Annotated in this window: 20 protein-coding genes; 11 read left to right on the top strand and 9 right to left on the bottom strand. The window is 70.2% G+C overall.

Translation table 11 applies throughout. The annotated features are described in order from the left end of the window. Nucleotides 1–11: 11 nt before the first annotated feature. Entirely contained in the window at nt 12–3,467 is a 3,456-nt protein-coding gene (gene mfd, locus ACO07H_RS16995) for a transcription-repair coupling factor (RefSeq protein WP_422016259.1), read from the bottom strand. 120 nt (nt 3,468–3,587) lie between these two features. Here mfd and ACO07H_RS16990 point away from each other — a divergent pair, with 120 nt between their 5' ends. The 6 genes from ACO07H_RS16990 to ACO07H_RS16965 all read left to right on the top strand — a co-directional run bounded on the left by ACO07H_RS16990 (nt 3,588) and on the right by ACO07H_RS16965 (nt 12,912). Then, the gene (locus tag ACO07H_RS16990; RefSeq protein ID WP_422016257.1) at nt 3,588–5,366 is read left to right on the top strand and encodes a DUF885 domain-containing protein; all 1,779 of its coding nucleotides are present in this window, start codon (nt 3,588–3,590) and stop codon (nt 5,364–5,366) included. A 121-nt stretch (nt 5,367–5,487) separates the two neighbouring features. Beyond that, entirely contained in the window at nt 5,488–6,000 is a 513-nt protein-coding gene (locus ACO07H_RS16985; RefSeq protein WP_422016255.1) for a hypothetical protein, read from the top strand. A gap of 160 nt (nt 6,001–6,160) precedes the next feature. After that, complete coding sequence (locus tag ACO07H_RS16980; RefSeq protein WP_422016253.1) at nt 6,161–7,495, top strand: MFS transporter; 1,335 nt, start codon at nt 6,161–6,163, stop codon at nt 7,493–7,495. Nucleotides 7,496–7,642: 147 nt separating this feature from the next. Next, on the top strand, nt 7,643–9,439 hold the full coding sequence (locus ACO07H_RS16975) for an ATP-binding protein (protein ID WP_422016251.1): 1,797 nt from the start codon (nt 7,643–7,645) through the stop codon (nt 9,437–9,439). Nucleotides 9,440–9,456: 17 nt separating this feature from the next. Then, nucleotides 9,457–10,818 (top strand): sigma-54-dependent transcriptional regulator, encoded by a 1,362-nt coding sequence (locus tag ACO07H_RS16970; RefSeq protein WP_422016249.1) that lies wholly within the window; start codon nt 9,457–9,459, stop codon nt 10,816–10,818. Nucleotides 10,819–10,893: 75 nt separating this feature from the next. Further along, on the top strand, nt 10,894–12,912 hold the full coding sequence (locus tag ACO07H_RS16965) for a beta strand repeat-containing protein (protein ID WP_422016247.1): 2,019 nt from the start codon (nt 10,894–10,896) through the stop codon (nt 12,910–12,912). Between the two features lie 63 nt (nt 12,913–12,975). Here ACO07H_RS16965 and ACO07H_RS16960 read toward each other — a convergent pair whose 3' ends face one another. The 4 genes from ACO07H_RS16960 to ACO07H_RS16945 all read right to left on the bottom strand — a co-directional run bounded on the left by ACO07H_RS16960 (nt 12,976) and on the right by ACO07H_RS16945 (nt 16,795). Then, nucleotides 12,976–14,454: a PA domain-containing protein gene (locus tag ACO07H_RS16960; RefSeq protein ID WP_422016245.1), complete on the bottom strand. Its 1,479-nt coding sequence runs from the start codon at nt 14,452–14,454 to the stop codon at nt 12,976–12,978. Continuing rightward, a complete protein-coding gene (locus tag ACO07H_RS16955) occupies nt 14,444–14,887 on the bottom strand; it encodes a post-PEP-CTERM-1 domain-containing protein (protein WP_422016243.1) in 444 nt (147 codons plus the stop codon). Before ACO07H_RS16955 ends, ACO07H_RS16960 begins: the two co-directional genes overlap by 11 nt. Nucleotides 14,888–14,937: 50 nt before the next feature. Further along, on the bottom strand, nt 14,938–15,567 hold the full coding sequence (locus ACO07H_RS16950) for a choice-of-anchor J domain-containing protein (RefSeq protein WP_422016241.1): 630 nt from the start codon (nt 15,565–15,567) through the stop codon (nt 14,938–14,940). Nucleotides 15,568–15,760: 193 nt separating this feature from the next. Then, nucleotides 15,761–16,795: an RNA methyltransferase gene (locus tag ACO07H_RS16945; RefSeq protein WP_422016239.1), complete on the bottom strand. Its 1,035-nt coding sequence runs from the start codon at nt 16,793–16,795 to the stop codon at nt 15,761–15,763. 105 nt (nt 16,796–16,900) lie between these two features. Here ACO07H_RS16945 and ACO07H_RS16940 point away from each other — a divergent pair, with 105 nt between their 5' ends. Genes ACO07H_RS16940 through ispD form a run of 3 tightly spaced genes read left to right on the top strand, consistent with a single transcriptional unit; the run spans nt 16,901 to nt 19,350 of the window. Continuing rightward, entirely contained in the window at nt 16,901–17,650 is a 750-nt protein-coding gene (locus tag ACO07H_RS16940) for a class II aldolase/adducin family protein (RefSeq protein ID WP_422016237.1), read from the top strand. A 30-nt stretch (nt 17,651–17,680) separates the two neighbouring features. Continuing rightward, nucleotides 17,681–18,637 (top strand): bestrophin family protein, encoded by a 957-nt coding sequence (locus tag ACO07H_RS16935; protein WP_422016235.1) that lies wholly within the window; start codon nt 17,681–17,683, stop codon nt 18,635–18,637. An 8-nt stretch (nt 18,638–18,645) separates the two neighbouring features. After that, on the top strand, nt 18,646–19,350 hold the full coding sequence (ispD, locus tag ACO07H_RS16930; RefSeq protein ID WP_422016233.1) for a 2-C-methyl-D-erythritol 4-phosphate cytidylyltransferase: 705 nt from the start codon (nt 18,646–18,648) through the stop codon (nt 19,348–19,350). A gap of 32 nt (nt 19,351–19,382) precedes the next feature. Here the strand turns inward: ispD and ACO07H_RS16925 are convergent, their stop codons facing one another. After that, on the bottom strand, nt 19,383–21,587 hold the full coding sequence (locus tag ACO07H_RS16925; protein ID WP_422016231.1) for a patatin-like phospholipase family protein: 2,205 nt from the start codon (nt 21,585–21,587) through the stop codon (nt 19,383–19,385). A 40-nt stretch (nt 21,588–21,627) separates the two neighbouring features. Here ACO07H_RS16925 and ispF point away from each other — a divergent pair, with 40 nt between their 5' ends. Then, nucleotides 21,628–22,125 carry a 2-C-methyl-D-erythritol 2,4-cyclodiphosphate synthase gene (gene ispF, locus ACO07H_RS16920; protein WP_422016229.1) on the top strand — a complete coding sequence of 166 codons (498 nt, stop codon included), beginning with the start codon at nt 21,628–21,630 and terminating at the stop codon, nt 22,123–22,125. A 33-nt stretch (nt 22,126–22,158) separates the two neighbouring features. Here the strand turns inward: ispF and ACO07H_RS16915 are convergent, their stop codons facing one another. Both ACO07H_RS16915 and ompR read right to left on the bottom strand, forming a co-directional pair. Beyond that, nucleotides 22,159–23,478, bottom strand: coding sequence for an ATP-binding protein (locus tag ACO07H_RS16915; protein WP_422016227.1), 1,320 nt, complete (start codon nt 23,476–23,478; stop codon nt 22,159–22,161). A gap of 229 nt (nt 23,479–23,707) precedes the next feature. Continuing rightward, nucleotides 23,708–24,442, bottom strand: coding sequence for a two-component system response regulator OmpR (gene ompR, locus ACO07H_RS16910; protein WP_422016225.1), 735 nt, complete (start codon nt 24,440–24,442; stop codon nt 23,708–23,710). A 147-nt stretch (nt 24,443–24,589) separates the two neighbouring features. On the opposite strand from ompR, the gene ACO07H_RS16905 reads away from it, so the two are divergent. Then, nucleotides 24,590–25,288 (top strand): SIMPL domain-containing protein, encoded by a 699-nt coding sequence (locus tag ACO07H_RS16905; RefSeq protein WP_422016223.1) that lies wholly within the window; start codon nt 24,590–24,592, stop codon nt 25,286–25,288. 96 nt (nt 25,289–25,384) lie between these two features. Here ACO07H_RS16905 and ACO07H_RS16900 read toward each other — a convergent pair whose 3' ends face one another. Then, nucleotides 25,385–26,155 carry a 3-hydroxybutyrate dehydrogenase gene (locus ACO07H_RS16900; protein ID WP_422016221.1) on the bottom strand — a complete coding sequence of 257 codons (771 nt, stop codon included), beginning with the start codon at nt 26,153–26,155 and terminating at the stop codon, nt 25,385–25,387. Between the last annotated feature and the right edge of the window lie 20 nt (nt 26,156–26,175).

Raw genomic sequence — 26,175 nt, 5'->3', positions numbered from 1 at the left:
GGCGCGCGGGTCTATGCAGCCTTCACCGGCTGCCCCAGCAGCCGCAACACCTCGCGCACCGCCTGCGCCCGGTCCTGCGGGCTGCTCAAGGCCTTCTCGATGCGCAGCTTCTCGTTGCCGACCAGCTTGATGTTGCGGTTCTTCTGCACCAGCTCGATGACGCGCATCGGATCGATGGGCGGGTTCTTGCGGAAGTTCACGTTGATGAGTGCCGGCGACGCGTCGATCTTGCTGACGCCGTAGGGCTTGGCCAGCACGCGCAGGCGGTGCGTGTCGAAGAGGGTCTGACCCTGCGTGGGCAGCTTGCCGAAGCGGTCGGTGATCTCCTCCAGCATGGCGTCGATCTGCTCGTTCTTCTCGGCCGTGGCCAGGCGCTTGTACAGCGACAGGCGCACTTGCACGTCGCCACAGTAGGCGTCGGGCAGCAGGGCGGGCGCGTGCAGGTTGATCTCGGTGGTGGCTGCGAACGGGCTGAGCAGGTCTGGCTCGCGTCCAGCCTTGAGAGACCGCACGGCCTCGTTGAGCATGTCGTTGTAGAGCTGGAACCCCACCTCCATCATGTTGCCGCTCTGGTTCTCGCCCAGCATCTCGCCCGCGCCGCGGATCTCCAGGTCGTGCATGGCCAGGTAGAAGCCCGAGCCCAGTTCCTCCATCGCCTGGATGGCGTCCAGCCGCTGCAGCGCCTGCTTGGTCAGGCCCTGCATGTCCGGCACCATCAGGTAGGCATAGGCCTGGTGGTGGGAGCGCCCGACGCGGCCGCGCAGCTGGTGCAGCTGCGCCAGGCCGAACTTGTCGGCGCGGCTGATGACGATGGTGTTGGCCGAGGGCACGTCGATGCCGGTCTCGATGATGGTGGAGCACAGCAGCAGGTTGTGCTTGCCGGCAACGAACTCGCGCATGACGCGCTCCAGCTCGCGCTCGGGCATCTGGCCGTGGGCGACGATGATGCGGGCCTCCGGCACCAGCTCTTCGAGCTTCTGGCGCCGGTTCTCGATGGTCTCGACCTCGTTGTGCAGGAAGTAGACCTGGCCGCCGCGCTTCAGCTCGCGCAGCACCGCCTCGCGGATGGTGCCGCTGCTCTCGGCGCGCACGAAGGTCTTGATGGCCAGGCGCCGCTGCGGCGCGGTGGCGATGACGGACAGATCCCGCAGGCCTTCCAGCGCCATGCCCAGCGTGCGCGGGATGGGCGTGGCGGTCAGCGTCAGCACGTCGACCTCGGCGCGCATGGCCTTCATCGCCTCCTTGTGGCGCACGCCGAAGCGGTGTTCCTCGTCGATGACGAGCAGGCCCAGGCGGTTGAACTTGACCTCGGCGGACAGCAGCTTGTGCGTGCCGACGACGATGTCGATGGAGCCGTCGGCGATGCCCTCCATCGCCGCCTTGATCTCCTTGGCCGAGCGGAAGCGGCTCATCTCCGCCACCTTCACCGGCCAGGCGCCGAAGCGGTCCGAGATGTTCTGGTAATGCTGCTCGGCCAGCAGCGTGGTGGGCGCCAGGATGGCCACCTGCTTGCCGCCCATGACGGCGACGAAGGCCGCGCGCAGTGCCACCTCGGTCTTGCCGAAGCCCACGTCGCCGCAGACCAGCCGGTCCATGGGCTTGGGCGAAATCATGTCCTGGATGACCGCGTGGATGGCGGCGCGCTGGTCGGGCGTTTCCTCGAAGCCGAACGACGCGGCGAAGGCCTCGTAGTCCTGGCCCGAGTAGCGGAACGCGTGTCCTTCCCGGGCCGCGCGGCGGGCGTAGAGGTTCAGCAGTTCGGCGGCGGTGTCGCGCACCTGTTCGGCGGCCTTGCGCTTGGCCTTTTCCCACTGGCCGGAGCCGAGCTTGTGCAGCGGCGCTTCTTCGGCCGATACGCCGGTGTAGCGGCCGATCAGGTGCAGCTGCGCCACCGGCACGTACAGCGTCGCCTTGTCCGCGTACTCCAGGTGCAGGAACTCGGAGCTGCCATCGCCCACGTCGATGTTGATGAGGCCCTGGTAGCGCCCGATGCCGTGGTTGATGTGCACCACCGGGTCGCCGACCTTCAGCTCCGACAAGTCCTTGATCAGCGCGTTGACGTCGCTGACCTGCTCCTGCTTGCGCCGGCGCCGCGTGGTGGGCGTCGTCGCGAACAGCTCCGTCTCGGTGATCAACTGCAGCGGCTGGGCCGGGTCGTTCCAGAAGAAGCCCTGGGCCAGCGGCGCCGCGGTGATGGCGAACTTCTCGTCGCTGGCCTGGAACTCGGCCAGGTCCTTGACCGACGGCGGGTCGATCTTGTGGTCGCGCAACTGCTCCAGCAGGCTCTCGCGGCGGCCTTCGCTCTCGGCCAGCAGCAGCACGCGGTGCGGCGTCGCCTGCAGATGCTTGTACAGGCGCGCCAGCGGCTCCTGCACGCCGCGCTCCACGCTGACGTCCGGCAGCGGCCGCGCGAAATCGACGGGGTCGTTGCCGCGCACGGACAGCACGGCGTGCGGCTTGGCCAGGCCGAAGAAGTCCTCGGTGGTCAGGAACAGTTCGCCGGGCGGCAGCAGCGGCCGCTCGGGGTCGTGCTGCAGGAAGCGGTGGCGCTCCTTGGTGTCGGTCCAGAAGCGCTGGATGGCTTCGTCGACCTCGCCGTGCAGGGCCAGCCCGGCCTCGGCGCCCAGGTAGTCGAAGACGGTGGCCGTCTGCTCGAAGAAGATCGGCAGGTAGTACTCGATGCCGCCCGAGGCGATGCCGTCGCCGATGTCGCGGTACAGGCGCGACTTGGTCGGGTCGCCGTCCATCTTCTCGCGCCAGCGCTCGCGGAACTTCTTGCGCGCCGCGTCGTCCATCGGGAACTCGCGGCCGGGCAGCAGGCGCACGTCCGGCACCGGGTACAGGCTGCGTTGGGTGTCGGGGTCGAAGGTGCGGATGGAGTCCACCTCGTCGCCGAACAGGTCCACGCGGTAGGGCACGGCCGAGCCCATGGGGAACAGGTCGATGAGGCCGCCGCGCACGGCGTACTCGCCCGGCTGCACGACCTGGCTGACGTTCGTGTAGCCGGCCAGCGTCAGCTGCGAGCGCAGCGAGGCTTCGTCCAGGCGCTGTTTCTGCTTGAAGTTGAAGGTCGTGCCGGCCAGGAAGCTGGGCGGCGCCAGCCGCGTCAGCGCCGTGGCGGCCGGCATCAGCACCACGTCGATGGTCTTGGTCTTCTTCGCCTGCAGCAGCTCCCACAGCGTGGCCAGCCGCTCGGAGATCAAGTCCTGGTGCGGGCTGAAGCTGTCGTAGGGCAGCGTCTCCCAGTCCGGGAACACGGCCACCTTCAGCTCGGGCGCGAAGAACTTCAGCTCGTCCTCCAGCCGCTGCGTGTCGCCCGGCTCGGCGGTGAAGATCGCGGCCAGGCGGCCGGCGTCGCGCTGCTGCTGCACGAAGCGCGCGAGCAGCAGGGCGTCGGCCGAGCCGAGCGGGCGGGCGTGGGTGAACTTCTTGCCGGGCTGGACGGCCGGCAGCGAGGGCAGATTCATCAGGGCCTACAAACGACAGCAGCCCCGGAACGGGGCGTGCGGCAATTCTAGGGACGCCATGTCCTTCGGCTGTCAGCAGGGCGTTTGGATAGCATGCGCGCCTTCGCAACCGGAGATGCCATGCGCCGCCGCCACGTTCTCAGCCTGCTTTCGACGTCCGTCCTGCTGAGCCTGCCCGCCTGGGCCGCACCGACCGAGAGCGAACGCTTCCACCAGTGGCTGGACGCCCAGTGGGAGCAGACGCTGGAACGCGAGCCGGTGCTGGCCACGTCGTTGGGCGACCCGCGCTACAACGACCGGCTGGTCGACACGACGACCGCGGCCTACCGCGAACAGGCCAGGCGCGAACTGCAGCAGCAGATCAAGGCGCTCGGCGGCTTCAGCAAGGACAAGCTGGCGCCCAGGGACCGCGTCTCGTTCAGCATCCTGAAGCTGGACCTGGAGCGCGCGCTGGCCGGCGAGCGCTTCCCGGGCTGGATGCAGCCCATCAGCCAGATCGGCGGCATGCCCAGCTTCCTGGCGCAGATGGGCTCCGGCAAGTCCATCCAGCCGTTCAAGACCACCAAGGACTACGACGACTGGCTCAAGCGCCTGGCGCTGGCCGTGCCCACCTTCGACGGCATGATCGCCAACATGCGCGACGGCATGAAGGCCGGCGTCGTGCAGCCGCGGGCGGTGATGGACAAGGTGCTGCCGCAGTTGCAGGCGCTGGCCGTGACCGATCCCGAGAAGAGCCTGTTCTGGGGCCCCGTCAAGAATTTCCCCGACGCCGTGCCCGCCGCCGACCGCGAGCGCATCACCGCCGCGATGCGCAAGCTGCTGGCGGACCAGGTGCTGCCCGCCTATGCGCGGCTGCAGGCCTTCGTGCGTGACGAGTACACGCCCAAGGCCCGCGCCAGCACCGCCTGGACCGCGCTGCCCGACGGCAAGGCCTGGTACGCGTACCGCGTGCAGCAGTCCACCACGGTGGACCTGACGCCCGACGAGATCCACGCGATCGGCCTGAAAGAGGTGGCCCGCATCCTGGGCGAGATGGAGGCGGTGCGGAAGCAGGTCGGCTATCCCGGCGACCTGAAGGCCTTCTTCAAGCACCTGCAGGACGACCCCAAGTATTACTACAGCAAGCCGGAGGACCTGCTGGCCGGCTACCGCGAGTTGCAGAAGAAGATCAACGGCCTGACGCCCAAGCTCTTCGACATTCAACCGAAGGCCGATTACGAAGTGCGCGAGGTCGAGGCCTTCCGGGCCGAGAGCGCGGCGGGTGCGTCCTACCAGGGCCCGTCCGCCGACGGCTCGCGGCCCGGCGTGTTCTACGTCAACACCTTCAACCTGAAGGCCCAGCCCATCTTCGGCATGGAGACGCTGTCGCTGCACGAGGCCTCGCCCGGCCACCACTTCCAGGTGTCCATCGCGCAGGAAGACCAGAACCTGCCCAAGTTCCGCCGCTTCGGCAGCCACTACACGGCCTACGTCGAAGGCTGGGCGCTCTATGCCGAAAGCATCGGCAAGGAACTGGGCCTGTTCACCGACCCCTACCAGTGGTACGGGCGCCTGTCGGACGAGCAACTGCGCGCCATGCGCCTGGTGGTGGACACCGGCCTGCACGCCAAGGGCTGGACGCGCGAGCAGGCCATCCAGTACATGCTGGACAACTCGTCGATGGCCGAGAGCGACGTGGTGTCGGAAGTCGAGCGCTACATCGTCTGGCCGGGCCAGGCGCTGGGCTACAAGATCGGCCAGCTCGAAATCACCAAGCTGCGCCGCGAGGCCGAGGCGGCGCTGGGCGCGAAGTTCGACATCAAGGCCTTCCACCGCGTCGTGCTGACCGCCGGCCAGGTGCCGCTGCCGGTGCTGCGCGAACTGGTGCAGGACTGGGTGGCGCAGCGCAAGCGCGGCTGACGCGGCCGTCGGGCGGCGGCGCAGCCTGTCCGCGCCGCCGCGCAATTCGTCGCGGTGGGCTGGCGGCCGGGCAGGGCGCTGCGTAGCGTGAGGCCCTGACACCCACACTCAGGAGATCGTCATGAACCCGCGCCGCAGCCTCATCGCCTGGGCTTTCTTGCTCGCCGCATCCGTTGCATCCGTCGCCCACGCCGGTGACAACGAATTCAGCATGGGCATCGAAGGCCACGGCCGCACCGAGGCTGCCGACCTGGGTCTGCCCGTTTACGCCGGCTCGGTGCCATTCAAGGAAAGCGGCGACGACAAGGCCGCGGTGACGGTGGGCGCCTGGGTGGGCACCTTCGGGCTGAAGGTGCAGGCGCTGAAGTTCCGCACCGCCGCGTCCACCGAGCGCGTGGCCGCCTTCTATGCCAAGGCGCTGGGCCGCTATGGCGACGTGCTGGACTGCCGCGACCCGGCCGCACGCGTCAAGCCGCCCAAGGACTCCGACAAGCTGAGCTGCGATGGCAAGGAGCCCAAGGCGGGTGACTACGAGTACCGGGTCGGCACGGCCAAGAGTTTTCGCGTCGTCAGCGTGCGGCCCGACGGCGACGGCACGCGGTTCGACATGGCGCGCATCGACCTGCGCTTCTGAGTTTCGGCGAATTCCCGCCGGCGGCGGATGCCAGATGCGCCATATCGGCGGAAATCCGCCGCCCTGACGACCTGAACACGTCGCGCCACCCTGGTGCGGCCCGCGCACAGGCTTGGCACGCAAGCTGCTCATGCTGGGGCACACAAACCCAGGAGACAGCATGTCAGCGATCCTTCCGCCGGCCTCGGCCGCAGGGGCCAACGCGCCGGACCCCATCGAGTTCAAGCGCGTCAAGGCCATCTTCGTCGGCTCCATCGGCAACCTCGTCGAGTGGTACGACTTCTACTGCTACGCGGCGTTCTCACTGTACTTCTCGGCGTCGTTCTTCCCGTCGAGCGACCCGGTGGCGCAGTCCATGTCCACCGCGGCCATCTTCGCGCTCGGCTTCTTCATCCGCCCCATCGGCGGACTGCTGTTCGGCTACATCGGCGACCGCCACGGCCGGCGCCTGGCGCTGATGCTGTCGGTGCTGCTGATGTGCGGCGGCTCGCTGCTGATCGCCTGCTCGCCCACCTACGCGTCGGTCGGCGTCTGGGCGCCCATCATCCTGCTCGTCGCGCGCCTGCTGCAGGGCCTGAGCCTGGGCGGCGAGTACGGCTCCAGCGCGACTTACCTGTCCGAGATGGCGACTTCCAAGCACCGGGGCTTTTATTCCAGCTTCCAGTACGTGACGCTGATCGGCGGCCAGCTGACGGCGCTGGTTGTGCTGCTGGTGCTGCAGAACTTCGTGCTCGACACCGCGGAGCTCAAGGCCTGGGGCTGGCGCATCCCGTTCTTCATCGGCGCGGGGCTGGCCATCGTGGCGCTCATCATGCGGTCCGACCTGCCGGAGACCGGTGCGTTCAAGGCCGAGAAGGCGCGCAACAAGGACCGCATGGGCGGCTTCAAGCTGTTGATGCAGCATCCGCGCGAATGCCTGATCGTCATCGGCCTGACGATGGGCGGCACGCTGGCGTTCTACGTCTACACGACCTACATGCAGAAGTTCCTGAAGCTGTCGGTGGGCCTGACGGACGCGCAGACCACCGCCGTCTCGGCCGGCAGCCTGATCTTCGCGGCGCTGCTGCAGCCGCTGTACGGCGCACTGTCGGACAAGATCGGCCGCAAGCCGCTGCTGCTGGGCTTCGCCATCCTGGGCACGCTGTTCACGGTGCCGCTGCTGACGGCCATCCGCCACGCGCAAGGCCCGTGGGAAGCGTTCGGCCTGATCGCCTGCGCCTGGCTCATCGTCAGCGGCTACACGTCCATCAACGCGGTCGTGAAGGCCGAGCTGTTCCCGGCCTCCATCCGCGCCACCGGCGTGGGCGTGCCGTATGCCATCGCGGTTTCGGTGTTCGGCGGCAGCGCCGAGTACATCGCGCTGTGGTTCAAGCAGCAGGGCATGGAGAGCGGCTTCTATTGGTACGCTACCGCGGTGATTGCCTGCTCGCTGCTCGTCTACCTGTTGATGCGTGACACGCGCAAGCATTCGCGCATTGATGCCGAAGCCGCTTGATGTGAGCCCCTGGCCCCGCGGGTACGCGGGTCCGCCCCCCGAGGGGGGCGGCGATGCGTGGCGGTTCGACCGCCACGCACATCGCCATCGCGGGCCGGCTTGGGACCGGCCCGGCGCTCGGCCCGAAAATACTGCATGCCTGACGCGATGAAACGCCCCCGCTGGCACCGCAGCCTCGCGCTGCTGCTGGCGGTGGTGCTGGGCGGCGCCGCGCTGGCCTACGGCGCGTGGCGGCTGTCGCTGGACCTGGCGCTGGCGCAGACGCAGGACGACGCGCAGCGCCACCTGCGCTTCGTCGCCCACGAGCTGACGGGCACGCTGGACAAGTACGAGGCCGTGCCGCAGGTGCTGGCCCGGCATCCGGCCCTGGCCGGGCTGCTAGCCCAGCCGGCCTCGAAGGCGCGGGTGGCCGAGGTCAACGACCTGCTCGTCGACGTGGCGCGCGACGCGGCCGCGGCGGCCATCTTCCTCGTCGACGCCAACGGCCTGACGCTAGCCTCCAGCAACTGGCGCGACGCGCAGACCTTCGTCGGCCAGAACTACGCCTACCGGCCGTACTTCCGCGATGCGATGGCCCGTGGCGGCGGGCACTTCTATGCGCGCGGCTCGACGACCGGCACGCCGGGCTACTTCATCGCCCATCGGCTGGACGGCCCGGCGGCGGGCGTTGTCGTGCTGAAGGTGTCGCTGGACGAGATGGAAGCCAACTGGGCGCGCAGCGCGGGTGACCTGATGCTGGCCGATGCGCGCGGCGTCGTCTTCCTGGCCAGCCGGCCGGAGTGGAAGTACCGCACGCTGGGCCTGCTGTCGCCGGCCGCGCGCGCCGAGCTGCACGACACGCAGCAATACGGCGACCTGCCGCTGGCGGTGCTGGCGCGCGAGCCGTCGCGCGTGTCCAGCGCGCTGCGCGTGGAGCGCGTGGCCACCGCGTCGGCGAAGCTGCGCGCACTGGTCACCGAGCAGGCCGTGGACGGCCGCGGCTGGACGCTGCTGTCCTTCACCGAGATCCGCGGCGCCGAGCAGATCGCCGCCGGCCGCGCCTGGGCCGTGGCGCTGGGTTGGGTGTCGCTGCTGCTGCTGCTCGCCTACCTGCAGCTGCGCCGCCGCCGCGCCCGTGAGCGCCTGGCCGCCGAGGGCGAACTGCGCGCCGCCTACGACGGCCTGGAGGCGCGCATCGCCGCGCGCACGCAGGAGCTGCAGGCGCGCGTGGACGAACTGCACCGCACCGAGCGCACGCTGCGCGCCACGCAGGACGACCTCGTGCAGGCCGGCAAGCTGGCCGTGCTGGGCCAGATGGCGGCCAGCATCACGCACGAGATCAACCAGCCGCTGGCGGCGCTGCGGGCGCTGAACGACAACGCCCGCGTGTTCCTGGACCGCGGCATGCAGGCCGATGCCGAGGCCAACCTGCAGGCCATCGACAGCCTCACGCAGCGCATCGCCGCCATCGTCGCGCAGCTCAAGGGCTTCGCGCGGCGCGACGAGCTGCGCGTGCAGCCGGTGCCGGTGGCCTCTGCATTCCAGGCCGCGGTGGCGCTGGTCGGCGCCGAGGCGCGCCGCCAGCGCGTGACGCTGGACTGCCCGCCGGTGCCCGACGGCCTGGCCGTGCTGGGCCAGCAGGTGCGCGTCGAGCAGGTGCTCGTCAACCTGCTGCGCAACGGCATCGACGCCAGCGCCGAGAAAGGTGGCGGCCGTGTGACGTTGCAGGCGGAGGTTGACGGCGCACAGGCGCTGCTGCGTGTCGCCGACGACGGCGCAGGACTGAGCGACGCCGTGCAGGCGCGGCTCTTCGAACCCTTCTTCACCACCAAGCGCCGCGGCGACGGGCTGGGCCTGGGCCTGTCCATCTCGGCCTCCATCGCCAACGCGCTCGGCGGCTCGCTGCAAGGCGTCAACAGACCCGAAGGCGGTGCGCAGTTCACGCTGCGCCTGCCGCTCGCCTGAATCGACACAATCCCCGCATGGCCTGGACCGACCCCACCGATGTGCTGCTCGTCGAAGACGACGAGCACGTGCGCCTGGCCACCTCGCAGAGCCTGCGGCTGGCCGGGCTGCAGACCCACAGCGTCGATTCCGCCGAGGCCGCGCGCGCCTGGCTGCCGCCGGGTTTTGCCGGCGTCGTCGTCTGCGACGTGCAGCTGCCCGGCGACAGCGGCCTGCAATTGCTGCAGGCCCTGAAGGAGCAGGACCCGGCGCTGCCCGTCATCCTCGTCACCGGCCACGGTGACATCGGCATGGCCGTGGAGGCGATGCGGGATGGCGCGTGGGATTTCATCGAGAAGCCGTTCTCGGCCGAGCACCTCGTGGAAGTGGTGCGCCGCGCGCTGGCGCAGCGCCGCCTGGTGCTGGAGAACCGCCGTCTCAAGGCGCAGCTGGGCGGCGGCCCGGCCGATGGGTTGCTGGGCGCCAGTGCCGCGATGGAGCAGGTGCGCACGCTGATCGGCACGCTGGGCCCGGCGCGCGTGGACGTGCTGATCCACGGCGAGACCGGCACGGGCAAGGAGGTTGTCGCCCGCGCGCTGCATGCGGCCAGCGGCGCCCGCGGTGCCTTCGTCGCGATCAACTGCGGCGCGCTGCCCGAGAGCGTGTTCGAGTCCGAGATTTTCGGCGCCGAGGCCGGTGCCTACACGGGCGCCAACAAGCGCCGCATCGGCAAGCTGGAGTTTGCGGGCGACGGCACGGTCTTCCTCGACGAGATCGAGTCCATGCCCATGGCCTTGCAGGTCAAGATGCTGCGCGTGCTGCAGGAGCGCAGCGTCGAGCGGCTGGGCGCCAACACGGCGGTGCCGCTGGCCTGCCGCATCGTCGCGGCCACCAAGGTTGACTTGCTGGGCATGGCCGGGGAAGGCCGCTTCCGCGAAGACCTGTTCTACCGCCTCGACGTCGCCAGCATCGCGCTGCCGCCGCTGCGCCAGCGCCGCGACGATATCCCGCTGCTGCTGGGCCACTTCTGCGCGCAGGCGGCCGAGCGGCTGCAGCGCCCGGTGCCGGCCTGGACGGCGGCGCAGTTCGCGGCCTGGCAGGCCCGCGACTGGCCGGGCAATGTGCGCGAGCTGCGCAACTTCGCCGAGCGCTGGGTGCTGGGCCTGGTCGCCGAGACGCCCGCGCCCGTGCCGCCCACGCCCGCGCAGCCCGCCGCCCTGCCGCAGGCGCCGCTGGACGAGGCGCTGGCTGCCATGGAGCGCCAGTGGATCGTGCAGGCGCTGCAGGAGAGCGGCGGCAACATCGCCAAGGCCGGCGAACGGCTGGGCCTGGCGCGCAAGACGCTGCACGACCGCATCCGCCGCCTTGGCCTGGACGCCGACGCCTACCGCGGCAGCTGAGCGCGTCGCGGCGTCATCGGCCTGACACAGCGCGAGGCTAGCGTGGCGGGTTTTGACCCGCCTGCCGCGCCTGCCATGACACACCGCTTCGCCCCTGCCGCTCCCGCTCCCCTGCGCCTCGTCGCGCTGGCCTGCCTCGCCTGCGTGGGCGTGCAGGCGCAGGCGGCCAGCTTCGCCATCACCGGCGCGTCCACCACGGCGCAAAGCCTGGCGGCGTCGCAGACCGGCTCGGTCGCGGCCGGCGGTTCGCTGGCCGTGTCGGGCGCCACGGTGGCGGTGACGGTCACCGGCAACAACGCCAGCCTGACCAACCTGGGCAGCATCACGCAGACCGGCACGGGCCGCGTCATCCGCGACAACACCGGCGTGAGCGGCCTCGTCATCACGAACGGCAGCGCCAGCAACGCCACGGCGCTGATGCAGGCCGCGGACGCCGACGTCATCCAGATGAACAAGAGCCCGGCCAGCGTCGTGCTGAACAACTACGGCCAGATGATCTCGCTGAACGCATCGGCGGCCGGCAACCAGGTGGTGGACTTCAATGCCATCGCCAGCGGCAGCAACGTCGTCAACAACTATGCCGGCGGGCTGATGAAGTCCACCGAGGCCGACGCGGTGCGGCCGGGCGTGAACGGCGTCGTCAACAACTGGGGCAGCATCGTCTCGGTCACGGCCACCGGCTCCAGCAGCGACGGCATCGACGGCCAGGCCAACTCGGGCATCCAGGTCATCAACGCCGGCCTCGTGCAGGGCGCCCGCCACGGCATCACCGGCGGCCAGGACACGGCGCTGCTGGCCCACACGATGAGCATCACCAACAACGTGGGCGGTGTCATCCAGGGTGACAACGGCTCGGGCCTGAACCTCGACGGCTTCAACGGCCTGCAGGTGGTGACCGTCTACAACGCCGGCACCATCGTCGGCCGCGGCGTCACCGGCGACGGCGACGGCGTGGACGTGGACGGCGTGGTGATGCTGACCAACACCGCCACCGGCGTCATCCGCTCGGCCAACTCCTTCAGCGCGGTGGCCTCGGGCCTGGCGTACAGCGAAGGCCTGTCGGTGGGCGGCGGCAGCATCACCAACGCCGGCCTCATCGAAGGCCTGGTGGCCACGGGCAACACCAACGCGGTCGGCCGCGGCATCTCGCTGGTGGGCAACGACATCACCAGCGGCGCCAACGCCGGCCAGCGCGAGGCCATCTACGCCAATGCCGTCGTCATCAACCAGTCCGGCGGCGTCATCCGCGGCCAGAGCGATGCGGCGGTCTACGCCGGCGGCCTGAACGGCAGCGGCCGCACGGTCAGCATCCAGAACGAGGCCGGCGCGACGCTGCAGGGCGGCGCCGGCAGCGCAGCCATCGTCGTCGCGAACGACTACGCCACCACCCTCGTCAACCGTGGCCTCATCGACGGCAGCGCCAGCGGGAGGGCCATCCAGCTCGGCAGCGGGCAGAGCAGCATCACCATCGCCGGCGGCCAGGCACAGGTGCTGGGCAGCATGGACGGCGGCTCAGGCGGCACCAGCAGCCTGCGCATCGACCCCGGTGCGGGCCAGAGCTTTGCCTACGCATCGGCGCTGTCCAACTTCGCCAGCGTGCGCATCGACAGCGGCCGCGTGGTGCTCAGCGGCGCGAGCAGCTACACCGGCAAGACCGTCATCGCGCCGGGCGCGACGCTGGAACTCGCCGGCGCGCAGCGGCTGGATGCCGCCGGTGCGCTGGAGCTGGCCGGTGGCACGTTGGTGCTGGGCGGCGACCAGAGCTTCGCGACGCTGCTGCTGAGCGGCAGCTCGACGGTGGAGTTGGGCAGCTCGGCGCTGAGCTTCGGCGCGCTCGGCAGCCTCGCCAGCGGCGCCACGCTGAGCCTGACCGGCACCGGCGCCTTCGCGCTGCGCTTCACCGGCAACCAGCTCGGCGACGCCGGCTTCCAGACGCTGCTCGCCGGCCTCACGGTCAATGGCGTGCAGGGCGTGGCCTATTTCGACGGCGTCTACACGGACATCAGCGCCGTGCCGGAGCCGAGCGCCGCGCTGCTGCTGGCGCTGGGCCTGGGGGGCCTGGCTTGGCGCCGCCGTTCGGCCGGCGCCCGCTGAGCCCATGAAAAAAGGGCACGGCGGATGCCGTGCCCTTCAGGCTTGTGAACGCCGGGCGGCGGATTACCAGCCGATGTCCTTCAACAGGGGCAGCGTCAGGTCGAACGGCGGGATGACCGACTGGGTCAGGTCGCCGTTGATGGCCGGCTCCATCAGCAGGTTGCGCGTGGCGGTGGTGTCGAAGTGCGAGACCGACGAGCCGCTGACGAACGGGTTCGGGACGTACATCATCAGGCGGCCCAGCGCGTCGGCACCGGCCAGCTGCGTGCCGGACAGGGCCATCGTCGCCTGGACACCCGAGCTGGTGCGCGAACGCGTGGCCAGCTTGGCCAGCAGGTTGGCACCGACGGTCTGGTCGATCATCAGCGTCGGGATCACCAGCGCCGCGTCCGCGCCGCTCATGCCGGCCACGCCTGCGGCGTTGTTGACGATCAGCACACCGATGGCGCCGGCGTCCTGCGCGTTGCGCGCCTTGACGGCGAAGTTGCAGCTGCCCCGGCTGATCAGGACGATGTTGCCCTGCGCGGCCTTGGCGTTGTTGCCCGTCAGCGGGTCGCAGCCCAGGCTCAGGCCGATGGCGCTGGTGTCGGCGGTCGACGTCGGCACGATGGGCATCAGCGTGCCGGACTTGGGCGCGTCAGCCACGGAGGGGCCGAACGATGCTTCACCGGTGGCGTACAGGCCAGCTGCCGTACCGGCCGCAGAGCCGGTGATGGTGGCCTTGGGCACGCCCACACGCAGCACCTGGGGTGCCAGCGTCGTCACGTTGGAGCCGGTCCAGACCAGCTTGTCCACGCTGATGGCCGAAGCCACGCGCTCGGCAGCGGTCATGTCCTTCCACAGCTTGCCGGTGGCGCTGCCCATGAGGTAGTGGTCCCACACCGACGGGTAGCCGGGATTGGACGCGTTCACGTAGCCCTGCTGGTTGCCCGTGCTGCCGCTGGTGAACGTCTGGAAGCCCACGCCGTGGCCCATCTCGTGCTGCAGCGTGGCGATGAAGTCGACCGCGCTCGGACCGTGGTTGCCGTCCAGGCCCAGGTAGAACGGCTGGCCGTCCAGGCAGCCGGTCTTGCCCAGGTTGATGTTGAAGTTGGCGTTGATCTGCGCGGCGTTGGCCGTGCCCAGGTAGGCGCCGGCCAGCTTGTTGGCGAGCGCGTAGGAGTACCACGTGCCGGCCTTGGGGGCATTCGCGAAGTCGCGGAAGACGCTGGTGGTGCCGGCGCTGCCCAGCGTGGCGCTGGTGGCCGTGCAGGTCAGGGCCGAGAACTGGGCATTGATGTAGATCGGCACCGGGCTGGTCAGCGACTTGCCCCACAGGTTGGCGGCGTAGGTGAAGGCGATCAGGCGCTGTTCACCGAGCGTCGTGCCGGTGTTGCCACCAACGGGGTCCACGGGCGTGGTGTCGTTGAAACCGACGCCGGCCGCGTTGATGTTGTTGATGATGATCTGCACATCGGCCTGAGCCTGGCCTGCGAGGCCCAGCAGGCCGGCGGACACGGCTGCGGCACTGGCCAGCAGCTTGAAGATTTGCTTACTTTTCATAGGTCTGCTCCTTGGCGGCGTGCACGTGGGCGTGTGCCTTCTTCGTGCCCTTCACGACGGCGTCGGCGGCGTCCTTGCCGGTCACGCAGTCGAAGCTCAGGGTGCCGTCGGCGTTGCGCGTGACGGTGGAGTACTGCAGCGTGCTCTCGTCGAGCTCCATGGACACCATGCCGTTGGCATGCGTCACGGGCTGCGGGTTGACCTTGCCGGTCAGCAGGCCGCGCGGCTGGGCGACCGTGCGCGACATGGCCGACTTGGCGGCAGCGGCTGCCTGCTCGGCGGCGATTTCTTCAGCGTTGGGGGCGCGCAGCTGGCCGGTCTGGGCGTCCTTGACGACCTTGCTGGCGTGGGCCGACGTGGCGGCCATCAGCGCGGCCGCGGCGATCGCCACGGCCAGGCCGGGGCGACGCGATGCGAATTTCTTCAGCGACATGGGGGAGTCCTTGTGCGGATGAATGGGTGGGATGAGGCGCGCAGGCGCGCTCAGGCGGCCGAACGGCGGCGCAGCGCCGCGATGCCGACCAGGCCCAGGGCCATCAGGCCGTAGGTCGCGGGTTCGGGCACGGCCGAGATCTGCAGCGTGTCCAGGCCGATGTAGTTCGCGTTGTCGGCGTTGCCCACGGTGTACTCGAAGGCGATGCGGCCGGTGGCGGCGCTGGGCAGGGTGACCGTGTACTGCGTCCAACCCTGGGCGGCGGTGATGGACGTGAGCGCCGTCGTGAAGCTGGCGGTCGTGCTGTCGGAGCCGGCGTGGAAGTAGACGTTCAGGGCGTCCTGGTAGCCGCTGACGGCTTCGGTGCGCACGTAGAAGGTCAGCACGGAGGCGCTGCCCAGCGTGATCTCGGGGCTGATCAGCCAGTTGGAGATCGAACCGCTGCCCACGGCGCTGTTGAAGTTGGCTGCGGCGTAGGCGCCGCTCGCGCCAGCCTGCGCCGCGAAGATGTCGGGGTTGCCCTGGAACCAGGTCAGGCTGGCGGGGCTGCTGTTGTTGGTCAGGATCCAGCCGGTGGCGGCCAGGTTGTCGAAGCTCTCGCTGTACAGGCCGTCCGCCTGGGCCGAAGCGGCCAGGGCAATACCGGTCAGTGCGAAGAGGCAGGATTTCTTGAAATTCATGATGCCCTCGTTAAAAAGTGAAAGGCCGTTTTGGGGCCTTAACCTTTGGGTGGCGGTGCGCCATCCATGGCGTCTGCACACCTGCGCCGACTCTATGGGGGTTGGGCTCTGTGATGAATCGGCGTATTTGCCCCCCCGGGCTTGCGGGGGCTCAGCATCAATCCGGCAACAAAAGTGCTGCTAGATGGCGGCTTCAGCGTGCGTGGTGCAACGGGATGATCCGGCCCCGCGCTTCACGTGCGCGCAGTTGGCCGCAGCCGCCTTCCACGTCCTGGCCGGCGGAGTCGCGCAGCTTGGTCAGCACGCCGCGGCCCGACAGCTCGGCGGCGATGGCGCGGGCGCGCTCCCAGCCCGGCCGCGAGAAGGGCAGGCCGGGCCCGCTGTTGAACGGGATCATGTTCAGCAGGCCGTAGCGCCCCTTGAGCAGGCGCACGATGCCGTCCAGCTCCTCGGGCCCGTCGTTGACGCCGGCCAGCAGCGTCCACTGGTACTGGATGGGATAGCCACTGGCGCGGGCGTAGGCCTCGGCGGCGTCCACCAGTTCTTCGGGCGACAGGCGCGGCGCGCGCGGCAGCAGTTCGGCGCGCTTGGCTGCGTCCGTCGTGTGCAGCGACAGCGCCAGCGCCGGTTTCACGTCGGCCTCGTTCAGCGCCGCGAAGGCGCGTGGGTCGCCCACGGTGGAGAACACCAGTTGCTTGTGCGCGAAGCCGCCTTCGCGGCCCAGCAGCGTGATCGCGTCCAGCACGTTGGCGAGGTTGTGCGCCGGCTCGCCCATGCCCATGAAGACGACCTTGCGCAGCTTCGGGTTCTTGCGCCGCGCCACCACCACCTGCGCCACGATCTCGGCATCGCCGACCTGGCGGATCAGGCCCTCGGTGCCCGTCATGCAGAAACGGCAGCCGACCGCGCAGCCCACCTGGCTGGACACGCAGACGCCGTCGCGGGGCAGCAGCACGGTCTCCACGGTCTGGCCATCGGTCAAGCCGAGCAGCAGGCGGGCCGACTGGCCGTCGTTGCCGGCGTGCTCGCTGCGCAGCGTGACGAGGCCGTCCAACTCGGCCATCAGCGCCGGCAGGGTCTGCATGACCGCCTTCGGCAGCCAGCCCTGCAGCGGCTGCTTGCCGGCGTCCAGCGGCAGCGCCTGCACCCAGTGGCGCAGCACGCGGGATTCATGGGCGGGGTTGGCGCCGAGCGCGCGCAGGCGCTGGCGGAGGTCGGAGATCAGCATGGGCCGCGCGATTGTCCCCGACGCGACTGCGGCGGCCGACACAGGCGACACCGTGGCCAGCGGCTGCGGTCTATGCTGGCTGCACGACATCCCAAGGAGACAACCATGTCCAAGCCCGCCCACATCAGCCCCGAGGAATGGGCCGTCCGCTGCGACCTTGCGGCGCTGTACCGGCTGGCGGCGCTGCACGGCTGGGACGACCTGATCTTCACGCACATCTCGGCGCGCGTGCCGGGGCCGCAGCATCACTTCCTCATCAACCCCTACGGGATGATGTTCGAGGAGATCACGGCCAGCAGCCTCGTGAAGGTGGATCAGGCCGGCGAGAAGGTCGAGGCCAGCGACTACGACGTGAACCCGGCCGGCTTCATCATCCACAGCGCCGTGCACGAGGCGCGCGAGGACGCGCAGTTCGTCATGCACCTGCACACGGTGGCCGGCATCGCCGTCAGCGCGCAGAAGGACGGCCTGTTGCCGCTGTCGCAGCACAGCCTGTTCCCGCTGGCCAGCCTGAGCTATCACGGCTACGAGGGCGTGGCGCTGAACCCGGACGAGAAGGCGCGCCTGGTGGCGGACCTCGGCACCACGTCGCTGATGATCCTGCGCAGCCATGGCCTGCTGACGCTGGGGCGCAGCGCGGCGGACACCTTCCTGAAGATGTTCATGCTGCAGCGCGCCTGCGAGATCCAGATCGCCGCACAGGCCGGTGGCGGTGAGCTGATCCGCATCCCGGCACCCATCCTGGCCGGCATCCGCGCGCAAAGCGACAAGGTCATGCGCGGCTCCGGTGCCCAGCTCGCCTGGCCGGGCCTGCTGCGGCGGCTGGCACGCCAGAGCCCCGGCCACGACGACTGACCGCGGGCCAGCGCTGGCGACAATGCCGGCATGATCCTGCGAGACCGCCCCACCGCGCTGCAACTGTTCTTCGTGCTGCGCGGCTCCATCCTGGGCCGCATCCGCGCAGTGCTGATCGCCAACGTGCTTCTGGCGGTGGCCGTCACCATCGCCCACCACGCGCTGGCCGGCCACGATGCGGTGCTGGTGTCCACCATCCCATTCACGCTGATGGGCCTGCCGCTGGCCATCTTCCTGGGCTTTCGCAACAGCGCCTGTTACGACCGCTACTGGGAAGCGCGCAAGCTGTGGGGCGAATTGCTGCTGCGCTCGCGCAACCTGGCCCGCCAGGCGCTGCACCTGATCGACCCGCCTTCAGCGACGTCAGCGCCCGCCGACCCGCGCGACCTGGCCGACGTGCGCGTGCGCCTCCTGCTGCGCACGGTGGCCTTCTGTACGACGCTGAAGCACCTGCTGCGCGACCGCCCGACCGACGAGGCCGGGCTGGACGGCCTGCTGCTGCCGGGCGACCGCCAGGCGCTGGCCGGCGCGCACAACCGGCCCGCGACGCTGATGCTGGCGATGGGCGCCGACCTCGCGCAGTGCCGCCGCGACGGCCTGCTGGACAGCGTGCGCGCCGCTCACCTGGACGCCACGCTGTCGGGGCTGACGGCCGCGGCGGCCAGCTGCGAGCGCATCCGCAACACGCCGCTGCCCTTCGCCTATTCGCTGCTGCTGCACCGAACGGCCTATCTCTACTGCTTCCTGCTGCCCTTCGGCCTCGTCGACTCCATCGGTGTGATGACGCCTGTCGTCGTCGCCATCGTGGCCTACACCTTCTTCGGGCTGGACATGCTGGGCGACGAGATCGAGGAGCCCTTCGGCACCCAGGCCAACGACCTGCCGCTGGACGCGATCTGCCGCGGCATCGAGATCGACATGCGCCAGGCGCTGGGCGACCCGGCACCGCCGCCGCCGCTGGAGCCGGTGGACTACCTGTTGCTCTAATCCGCACCATGAACGCTTCCACTGCGCGCAGCCCGCGCTGCTATGCCATCGTGCCGGCCGCCGGCGTCGGCGAGCGCTCCGGCGCCGGGCAACCCAAGCAATACGTGACCGTGGCCGGCCAGCCGATGCTGGCGCATGCGCTGGCCGCGCTGGCGGCGGTGCCGCGCATCGTGCAGACGCTGGTGGTGCTGTCACCGGCGGACGAGCGCTTCGAGGCCGCGCTGCCAGGCTACGCCGGCTGGCTCGCCCGCGTGGGCGGCGCGAGCCGCGCCGAGAGCGTGCTGGGCGGTCTGGCCGAACTGCGCCGGCGCGGCGCGCTGGACGACGACTGGGTGCTGGTGCATGACGCGGCACGCTGCCTGCTGCAACCCGAGTGGGTGGAGGCGCTCATCGACGCCTGCGATCACGACGCCGTCGGCGGCCTGCTCGCCCAGCCGGTGGCCGACACGCTGAAGGTCGGCGACGCCGCGGGCCGCGTCACCGCCACCGTGGACCGCCGCGACAAATGGGTCGCACAGACGCCGCAGATGTTCCGCCTCGCGCTGGTCGAGCGCGCGCTGACCGCGATGGGTGCCGCCGCGACCGACGAGGCCAGCGCCGTCGAGCGCCTGGGCTTGTCGCCACGGTTGGTGAAGGCGTCCGTGGCCAACCTCAAGGTGACCTGGCCGGAAGACTTCGCGCTGGCCGAGCGGCTGCTGCTCACGCGCGGCTGACCGGCAAGGCGCTCGGCGGCGCCCGGCGCCCGCTACCAGGTGGGGCCCAGCAGCAGGTAGGCCGCCGTGTCGCCGCCGCGTGTCGTGCCCACCGCGACGAAGAAGGGCCCGAAGCGCGTGTCGACGCTGAGGAAGCCGCTCGCCGCCTGCCGCCAGCCATGGCGCGGCAGGTTGGCCAGGCGCAGCCCGGCGCCGTCGCCCACCGCGCCCGTCTCCAGCGAAAAGCCCACGCGCACCGCATGCCCCAGGCCCACCGGCATCTCGCCGATGCGCCGCGCCATCACCACGCGCAGCAGCGCCATGTTCTCGCCCACCAGCGAGCGGTCCGCGGTGCCCGACAGGCGAAGGTAGCCGCCCAGCGAGCGCGCCTGGCCGCGCTCGGCGTGCGCCGCTTCGCCGTAGAGCTGCCCGGCCCACTCGCCAAGGCGGAAGGCGGACAGGCCGATCAGCGACGCGTTCACCACGCGCGGCTCGCCGGCCGGGCGCAGCCACTCGATGCGCGCCGTCGTCCACTGCCCGCGGCTGGGGAAGGCCAGCGAATCCAGCGTGTCGGTGTGCAGCTCCAGGTACTGCTGGCCGTAGACCTGCGAGCGGCGGTCATTGGTGGGCAGCACCGGCAGGATGACTTCATCGCTGGCGCGCAGCCGGCCCAGGCCGAAGCGCAGGTCACCCACGCCGGCGATGCGGTGGCCCAATTCGATCTGCCCGCTGCTGAGGCTGCTGGACAGCCGCAGCGCGCGCTGGCCCTGGTTGAAGACATCGTTGTTGCCGGCCTCGTAGCTCAGCCGCGCCGCTGCGAACCAGCGCGAGCCCGGGCCCAGTGGCTGGTAGAACTCCGTGTTGAGGCCACGCGACGAGCCGATGCGCGCGATGGTGCGCACCTCCGCGCCCCAGGGGTTGAGCCAGTCGGCCACGTGCATCGCCACCAGCGAGTAGCTGTTGGCCTCGGCGAAGTTGCTGTAGAGCTCCAGGCCGAAGCGCAGCCGGCTGGCCGCCCAGTCGGCCTCGGTGAGCTTGAATGTCACGTCGCGGCGGCCGTCGCGGTCGTCGATCTCGGTCTCGATGCGCTCCAGCGCACCGCTGCCGTCCAGTTGCTCGACGGCGCGATTCAGCTCCCGGCGGCCGATGGCGTCGCCGGGCTGCAGCGCGAGTTCGGCCTTCAGCGCCTCGGCGTTGAGGCGCTGCGTGCCGGTGATCCGCAGCTCGCCCAGCGGCAAGGCCGGCAGCGCGGACTCGGGCGTCGCCAGGCGGCGCGCCTGCAGCCGGGCCTGCTCGGCGGGCGCGGCCAACTGCTCCAGCCGCGACTGGGCGGCGAGCGCGGCGCGGCGGCCCGTGGCGATGGCCTCGCCGGCACGCGCGAACTCCATGAAGCCCATGCTGACGAGGTCGGGGTCGATGACGATGTCCTGCGCCTGCAGTTCACGCAGCGAGCGCTGCACGTTCTGCTCGGTGAGGATCTGCAGCATCTGGTTGGCCACCATGACGGCGCTGGTGATCTCGCGGTCCTCCAGCAGCGGCGTGCCCACGTTGACCGCGATGATGAGTTCAGCTCCCAGGCTGCGCGCCAGGTCCACCGGCAGGTTGCGCACCAGGCCGCCGTCCACCAGCGGGCGGCCGTTGACGCGCAGCGGCGCGAACACGCCCGGCACCGCCATCGAGGCACGCAGCGCCTGGAAGAGCGGCGTGTCGGCCTGGTCCAGCATCTCGCCCGACAGCAGGTCGGTCGCCACGGCGCGGAACGGGATGGGCAGGCGGCGCAGTGGTTCCTCGGCGCGCGCGGCGGGCAGCAGCGACGACAGTGTGGCCTCCAGCGCCCCGTTGGCCGCCGCGCCGCTGGGCAACGTGGCGCCGCGCGACCAGGTGTAGCCGAACTCGATGCGCGACGGCACTTTCTCGTCGTCCTCGCGGCGGCGGATGGCCAGCCGCTCACGCGCGGGCCGGTCGGCCAGGATCTCGCCCCACTGCGCGCCCTTGACCAGCGCCTCCAGCTCGTCAACGCTGCGCCCCGACGCATACGCACCGCCGACGACCGCGCCCATGCTGGTGCCGACAATGAGGTCCACCGGCACCTTCAACTCTTCCAGCACCCGCAACACGCCGATGTGTGCCAGGCCGCGCGCGCCGCCGCCGGACAGCACGAGGCCGATCTTGGGGCGTGACGGCGGCGTGGTCGGCATCGGCTCGGCGGCGAAGGCAGAGCCGGCGATCAGCGCAGAAATGATGAGCAGGCGTTTCATGGCGGGCCGCACCATATCAGCCCGCAGCGAGAATCGGGGCATGACTATTCCCGCGCTGCCCGCATTGAGGATCGGCGAGGGCTGGGACACCCACCAGCTCGTCACCGGCCGCCCGCTGATCCTGGGCGGCATCACCGTCCCGCACACGCACGGCCTGCTGGGCCACTCGGATGCCGACGCGCTCGCGCATGCCGTCACCGACGCACTGCTGGGCGCCGCCGCGTTGGGCGACATCGGCAAGCTGTTCCCCGACACGAGCGTCGAGTTCAAGGGCGCGGACTCGATGGTGCTGCTGGCCGAGGCCTACCGTCACGTGCGCGTAGCCGGCTGGCAGCTCGTCAACCTGGACAGCACCATCGTCGCCCAGGCGCCCAAGATGGCACCGCACATCCCGGCCATGCGTGCGCGCCTGGCCGAGGTGCTGGGCGTGGACGTGGGTCAGGTCAACGTGAAGGCCAAGACCGCCGAGAAGATGGGGCCGGTGGGTGAGGGCCGCGCCGTCGAGGCTCACGCGGTGTGCCTGCTCGCGGCGGTTTGATCCAGTGCAGGGCGGATGGCGCCGTGGCTGGGCTCAGACGGCCTGGAGCTTGAGCACCGTCACCAGCCCGCCGCCTTCCGCATTGCTGATGGAGAGCTGGCCGCCCAGCCGCTGCACGGACTTGTCGACGATGGCCAGGCCCAGGCCGGCGCCGCTGGCCGCCGTGCGGGCGGCGTCGCCGCGGTAGAAGGGCGTGGTCAGCCGCACGAGGCGGTCGGGCGGCACGCCGGGGCCGTGGTCGCGCACGCGCAGCTCGATCCACGCGCCCTGTCGTGACGCGCTGACGTCCACGCGTGCTGGCTCATCGGGCAGGTGGCCGTAGCGGCGCGCGTTCTCGAACAGGTTGAGCAGCACGCGACCCAGCTCCGTGTCGTCGACGAAGACCTTGAGCGCAGCGCTGACCTGCACGCGGAAGCGGATCTGGTCGGGGTCGCGGAAGCCCTGCACCTCGCGCTCGACGATGTCGGCGAGCTTGGCCTCACGCAATTGCGCCTCGTTGGGCCGCGCGTAGTCCATGAACTTGCTGATGATGGCGTCGAGCTGGTCGATGTCCTGCGCCATGAACTGGCGCGCCTGCTCGTCGCTGACGCTCATCTCCGTCTCCAGCCGCAGACGGGCCAGCGGTGTGCGCAGGTCGTGGGAGATGCCGGCGAGCATCACGGCGCGGTCTTCCTCCAGCTTGGCGAGTTCGCGGGCCATGCGGTTGAAGCCCATGTTGACCTCGCGGATCTCGCTGGTCATGGTGTTCTCGTCCAGCCGCGAGTCGTATTCGCCCTCGCGGATGCGTCCGGCCGCGTCAGCGAGTTCGCGCAGCGGCTGGTTGATGAGCCGCGCGATGAGTGCCGAGCCGACGACGGTGGCCAGCAGCGCGATCAGCACCCACCACCAGTTGCTGGACAGCGCGATGGACATCGGCGCCGCGCTGGTGCGCAGCCAGAAGGCGTCCTCGCCGACGACGTAACGCACCCACAGCCCCGACACGTCGTTCACGCTGCGCGCGATGACGGTCTCCGGCCCCACCGCCTGGCGCAGTTCGGTGGCGAGCTTCTTGGCGAAGGGGTTGGTGTCGTAGGGCAGCCAGCGGTCGCTGGTTTCGGCCACGCTGACCTGCACGGTGTCGCCGCGTGACATCGAGCTGATGACGGCCACGCGCGTGATCGGGTCGGTGTGCTCCAGCGCGATGCGGCTGAGCTTGACGAGGCCGGCCAACTGCTCGGCCGACTCCATCGCGCGGGGCTCGGCCTCCAGCGCCTTGAAGGTCTGCTGCCAGGCCAGCACCGCGCCGGCCAGCAGCAGCGCCAGCCAGGTGAAGGTGCGCCAGAAGAGGTTGAGCGCGAGGTGGGGCCGGGGCATCACGAGCCCCTCGCCCAGTCTTGCCCCGCTGTACGGGGGCGAACCTGGCCGGTCTTGCAGACCGCGCAGCCGACGGAGCGGCTGCTCTTCGGCAGGCACGACCAGTCGTCAGGACTTGCCGTGTCCGGCCTCAGCCCCCGAGGGGAAGGCGATGCTTGCCGGCGCGACCGGCAAGCACATCGCCCGGCGGGCCGGCTCAGGCGCGCCCGGCGCTCAACCCCAGGGCTACTCACGAGTTCTCGTCAGGCACAAAAACATAACCCACGCCCCACACCGTCTGGATGTATCGCGGCTGGGCCGGGTCGGCCTCCAGCATCTTGCGCAGGCGCGAGATCTGCACGTCCAGGCTGCGGTCGAAGGGTTCGAACTCGCGGCCGCGTGCCAGCTGGGCCAGCTTGTCGCGGGAGAGCGGCTGGCGCGGGTGGCGCACCAGTGTCTTGAGCATGGAGAACTCACCGGTGGTCAGCGGCAGCTGCTCGCCGTTCTTCACCAGCCGGCGCAGTGCCAGGTCGAACTCGAACGGGCCGAAGGTCACCGTCATCGGTTCCTTGCTCGGCGCACCCGGCGCTTCCGGCGGTGGGCGGCGGCGCAGCACGGCGTTGATGCGGGCCAGCAGTTCGCGCGGGTTGAAGGGCTTGGCGAGGTAGTCGTCCGCGCCCACCTCCAGGCCGACGATGCGGTCCACGTCCTCGACCTTGGCGGTCAGCATGATGATGGGCGTGGTGTCATTGGCGGCGCGCAGGCGGCGGCAGATCGTCAGGCCGTCTTCGCCGGGCAGCATCAGGTCCAGCACGATGAGGTCCACGGTCTCGCGGGTGAGCTGCTTGTTCAGTGCGCGGCTGTCTTCGGCCAGCAGGACTTCGAAGCCTTCCTGCGTCAGGTAGCGCCTGAGCAAATCTCGGATTCGGGCGTCGTCATCGACGACGAGGATGCGGTTGGGGCGGGGGTTCGCGCTGCTGTTCATCGCGGCTCCTGAATTTGTAACACTGCCATTGTGAGCAGGTTTGACAAGGGGTCCTGTAGGACGGCAGGCAGGCGTTACAGCTCGTTGCGATGCCGTGCTGAACGAGGCTGGGCTAAGCTGGCGCTTCCCCATTTGCAAGGAAGTTTCATGCGAGCCCTCGTCGCCTTTTCCGCCCTCGCCGTCACCCTCGCCGCGCATGCCGCGCCCGATGCCGCGCCGCGCGACCGGCTGAGCCTGTCGGCCAGCGCGAGCACCGACGTCACGCGCGACGTGCTGGGCGTGGCGTTCTCGACCACGCGTGAAGGCACGGATGCGGCGGTGGTGCAGAGCGGCCTGAAGCAGGCCCTCGACGCGGCACTCGCCGAGGCGCGCAAGGTCGCCAAGCCGGGCCAGGTGGACGTGCAGACCGGCAGCTTCTCGTTGGCGCCGCGCTATGAGCCCAAGACCGGCAAGATCACCGGCTGGCAGGGCACGGCCGAGCTGCTGGTGGAAGGCCGCGATGCCACGGCCATCGCGCAGCTCTCGGGCCGCATCAACACGCTGACCGTCAACCGCGTCGGCTACAGCCTGTCGCGCGAGGCGCGTGAGAAAGCCGAGGCGGAGATCTCGGCGCAGGCCATCACGCGCTACCGCGCCAAGGCGGCGGACTACGCGCGCCAGTTCGGCTATGGCGGCTATGTCGTCGGCGAGATCAACGTGTCGGCCGACGAGGCCGCACCGCGGCCTGTGATGATGAAGGCCATGCGCATGAGTGCCTCATCCGCCGCCGACGAGGCGCTGCCGACCGAGGCCGGCAAGGCGACGGTGACCGTCAACGTGAACGGCACCATCCAATTGACCAAGTAGCAGGCAGGCGGGCCGGGCCGGGCGCCGGGCTGCTCCCAAGCCGGCCCGCAGCCGCTCGGGGGTGAGCCGGCGTACCCGCCGGGTCGGGGCAGACATTCAGACGGCGGTCCAGCCACCGTCCATGGCCCAGGCCTGGCCGCGCACGTTGATGGCGGCGTCGGTGCACAGGAACACGGCCAGCGCACCGAGCTCCTGCGGCGTCGTGAACTGCAGCGACGGCTGCTTCTCGGCCAGCAGGCGGCGCTTGGCCTCGTCGTTGTCCACGCCGTCCTTTGCGGCCAGGGCGTCGACCTGCTTCTGCACCAGCGGCGTCAGCACCCAGCCCGGGCAGATGGCGTTGACGGTGACCGGCGTGGTGGCGGTCTCCAGCGCGATGCTCTTCGTGAAGCCCACCAGGCCGTGCTTGGCCGCGACGTAGGCCGACTTCTGCGCCGATGCCACCAGGCCGTGGGCGGACGCGATGTTGAGGATGCGGCCCCAGTTCTTCTTCAGCATGCCCGGCAGCGCCAGCCGCGTGGTGTGGAAGGCGGAGGTGAGGTTGATGGCGATGATGGCGTCCCACGTCTCGACGGGGAAGTCCTGCACCGGCGCCACATGCTGGATGCCGGCGTTGTTGACGAGGATGTCGATGCCGCCGAACTCGGCGTCCGCGTAGGCCACCAGGGCGGCGATGTCGTCGGGCTTGCTCATGTCCGCGCCGTGGTAGCCGACCTTGACGCCCAACGCGGCGATCTCGGCCCGGGGCCCGTCCACGTCACCGAAGCCGTTCAGGATGACGTCGGCGCCCTGGTGCGCGAGCGCGACGGCGATGCCCAGGCCGATGCCGCTGGTGGAGCCGGTGACGAGGGCGGTCTTGCCTTTCAACATGGGGGGCCTTTGGGGTTGCT

Source organism: Roseateles sp. (assembly GCF_965229315.1).
Classification (GTDB): Bacteria; Pseudomonadota; Gammaproteobacteria; order Burkholderiales; family Burkholderiaceae_C; genus Pelomonas.
Note: the sequence above shows the minus strand (reverse complement) of the source record. Positions and strands in the feature narration are given on the sequence as shown.

Bases quoted from the DNA above. Each gene is read 5' to 3' on its own strand.
- ACO07H_RS16935 (WP_422016235.1), top strand. From the start codon at position 17,681: ATGATCCTGCGAGACCGCCCCACCGCGCTGCAACTGTTCTTCGTGCTG.
- ACO07H_RS16940 (WP_422016237.1), top strand. From the start codon at position 16,901: ATGTCCAAGCCCGCCCACATCAGCCCCGAGGAATGGGCCGTCCGCTGC.
- ACO07H_RS16985 (WP_422016255.1), top strand. From the start codon at position 5,488: ATGAACCCGCGCCGCAGCCTCATCGCCTGGGCTTTCTTGCTCGCCGCA.
- ACO07H_RS16975 (WP_422016251.1), top strand. From the start codon at position 7,643: ATGAAACGCCCCCGCTGGCACCGCAGCCTCGCGCTGCTGCTGGCGGTG.
- ACO07H_RS16965 (WP_422016247.1), top strand. From the start codon at position 10,894: ATGACACACCGCTTCGCCCCTGCCGCTCCCGCTCCCCTGCGCCTCGTC.
- ACO07H_RS16900 (WP_422016221.1), bottom strand. From the start codon at position 26,155: ATGTTGAAAGGCAAGACCGCCCTCGTCACCGGCTCCACCAGCGGCATC.
- mfd (WP_422016259.1), bottom strand. From the start codon at position 3,467: ATGAATCTGCCCTCGCTGCCGGCCGTCCAGCCCGGCAAGAAGTTCACC.
- ACO07H_RS16955 (WP_422016243.1), bottom strand. From the start codon at position 14,887: ATGTCGCTGAAGAAATTCGCATCGCGTCGCCCCGGCCTGGCCGTGGCG.
- ACO07H_RS16970 (WP_422016249.1), top strand. From the start codon at position 9,457: ATGGCCTGGACCGACCCCACCGATGTGCTGCTCGTCGAAGACGACGAG.
- ACO07H_RS16925 (WP_422016231.1), bottom strand. From the start codon at position 21,587: ATGAAACGCCTGCTCATCATTTCTGCGCTGATCGCCGGCTCTGCCTTC.
- ACO07H_RS16980 (WP_422016253.1), top strand. From the start codon at position 6,161: ATGTCAGCGATCCTTCCGCCGGCCTCGGCCGCAGGGGCCAACGCGCCG.
- ispD (WP_422016233.1), top strand. From the start codon at position 18,646: ATGAACGCTTCCACTGCGCGCAGCCCGCGCTGCTATGCCATCGTGCCG.
- ACO07H_RS16915 (WP_422016227.1), bottom strand. From the start codon at position 23,478: ATGCCCCGGCCCCACCTCGCGCTCAACCTCTTCTGGCGCACCTTCACC.
- ACO07H_RS16950 (WP_422016241.1), bottom strand. From the start codon at position 15,567: ATGAATTTCAAGAAATCCTGCCTCTTCGCACTGACCGGTATTGCCCTG.
- ACO07H_RS16960 (WP_422016245.1), bottom strand. From the start codon at position 14,454: ATGAAAAGTAAGCAAATCTTCAAGCTGCTGGCCAGTGCCGCAGCCGTG.
- ACO07H_RS16905 (WP_422016223.1), top strand. From the start codon at position 24,590: ATGCGAGCCCTCGTCGCCTTTTCCGCCCTCGCCGTCACCCTCGCCGCG.
- ACO07H_RS16990 (WP_422016257.1), top strand. From the start codon at position 3,588: ATGCGCCGCCGCCACGTTCTCAGCCTGCTTTCGACGTCCGTCCTGCTG.
- ispF (WP_422016229.1), top strand. From the start codon at position 21,628: ATGACTATTCCCGCGCTGCCCGCATTGAGGATCGGCGAGGGCTGGGAC.
- ACO07H_RS16945 (WP_422016239.1), bottom strand. From the start codon at position 16,795: ATGCTGATCTCCGACCTCCGCCAGCGCCTGCGCGCGCTCGGCGCCAAC.
- ompR (WP_422016225.1), bottom strand. From the start codon at position 24,442: ATGAACAGCAGCGCGAACCCCCGCCCCAACCGCATCCTCGTCGTCGAT.